This window comes from Brevibacterium samyangense, assembly GCF_039529845.1.
Taxonomy (GTDB): Bacteria; Actinomycetota; Actinomycetes; order Actinomycetales; family Brevibacteriaceae; genus Brevibacterium; species Brevibacterium samyangense.
Genome location: NZ_BAAANO010000044.1, coordinates 1 through 1,372, shown reverse-complemented (window position 1 = coordinate 1,372; position 1,372 = coordinate 1). Strand labels below are relative to the sequence as shown.

Genomic DNA, 1,372 nt, shown 5'->3' with positions numbered 1-1,372 from the left:
CAGACTCCGGGCGATGTAGTTCTCCAACCTCCGGAACCCCAGTGCTGTACCGCGTAGGTGCTCGAGCCGACCGTTGATCGCTTCCGTCGGACCGTTCGACGACCCGGGATGATCGAAGAACGCCAACACGTCCTCTTTCCTCCGGTTCAACGTCCTCCCCAGCTTCTTCAATTCCTCCAGCCCTGCCGGCACTCCAGCCCTCAGGGATTCGATGAGCCCGGCCATGAGCTTCTTGCCCTTGCGCCGGTCCTTCTCGTCGTACGCACCGATCACCTCCTGATACGCGTCCCAGGTCACCTCCACCGCCGCATGCTCGTCCTTATCGAACACTTCCGCCAGGCGGACGCGTTGTTTCTCGGTGAGCAACCGGTGCCTGGTCAGCAGGGTCCTGCGCGCCTTGTACAAAGGGTCGTCCCTCCGGCCCCTGCGCCCGTGTACCGCGGTCTGGGTGCGTCGGCGCGTATCGTCGAGGGCCTCACCGGCGAGCTTGACGACGTGGAAGGGATCCATCACCGCCGCAGCGTCGGGCAGTTCCTCGCTCGTGGCGGTCTTGAACCCGGAGAACCCGTCCATCGCCACGACTTCCACTCCCTGCCGCCAGGAGGTGTCACGGGCTTCCAACCACGTCTTGAACATGGCTTTCGAACGCCCTTCGATCATGTCCAGTAACCGTGCTGGCCCGGTCTTCGTGCGTACCGGAGTGAGGTCGATGATGACGGTCACGTACTTCTGCCGTCCTCGCACGTGTCGCCACACATGCTCGTCCACACCGATCGTGGTGACCCCTGCGAACCGGGTCGAATCGTTGATGAGGACCCGGTGCCCCTCGTCAAGGACCGCGGAGTTCGCAGTGTGCCAGGAGACACCGAGTTTCGCTGCCACACGAGCCACGGAGAGGTGATCGACGACCAGCCCGGTCAGTGCCCACCGCAGGGCGCTGCGGGTGAGTTTCGCTTTCGGTTCGGCCACGGCGGTGGTGTCCTCGGCCCAGTACCGTGCGCACCCGGTGCATGTGTACCGGCGGATTCGCAGCAGCACGGTCGTCGGGCGGTGGCCGAAGGGCACGTGAGCAAGCCGACGGGTGATCGACCCCAGCGAGCGTCCTTCGGCACCGCAGGAGGTGCACCAAGGGTCAGGGTCCTTCGTGCGGCACTCGAGAATCGCCTGGTCCGGTTGCAGGTGCATTCCGGTGATCGTCAGACCGAGTTCATGGGCGCCGGTGAACTCGGTGAGGTCCGGGGTGGAGAAGGGAATACGCTGGTACATGTCGAGGTCTTCTTGTGATGGTGTGTGTAGGAACTCCCATCGTGAAGGAGGCCTCGACGTCTTTTCGTTCAACGCCACGCCTATGGTGCCGATGACTGTGGTCGGG

General features: G+C 63.9%; 1 protein-coding gene. It reads right to left on the bottom strand.

Annotated features, from left to right (window positions below; all coding sequences use genetic code 11):
• The coding region (locus ABD172_RS15175) for an ISL3 family transposase (protein WP_344311045.1) at window positions 1-1,266 on the bottom strand (1,266 nt) is incomplete at its 3' end.
• Window positions 1,267-1,372 lie beyond the last annotated feature (106 nt).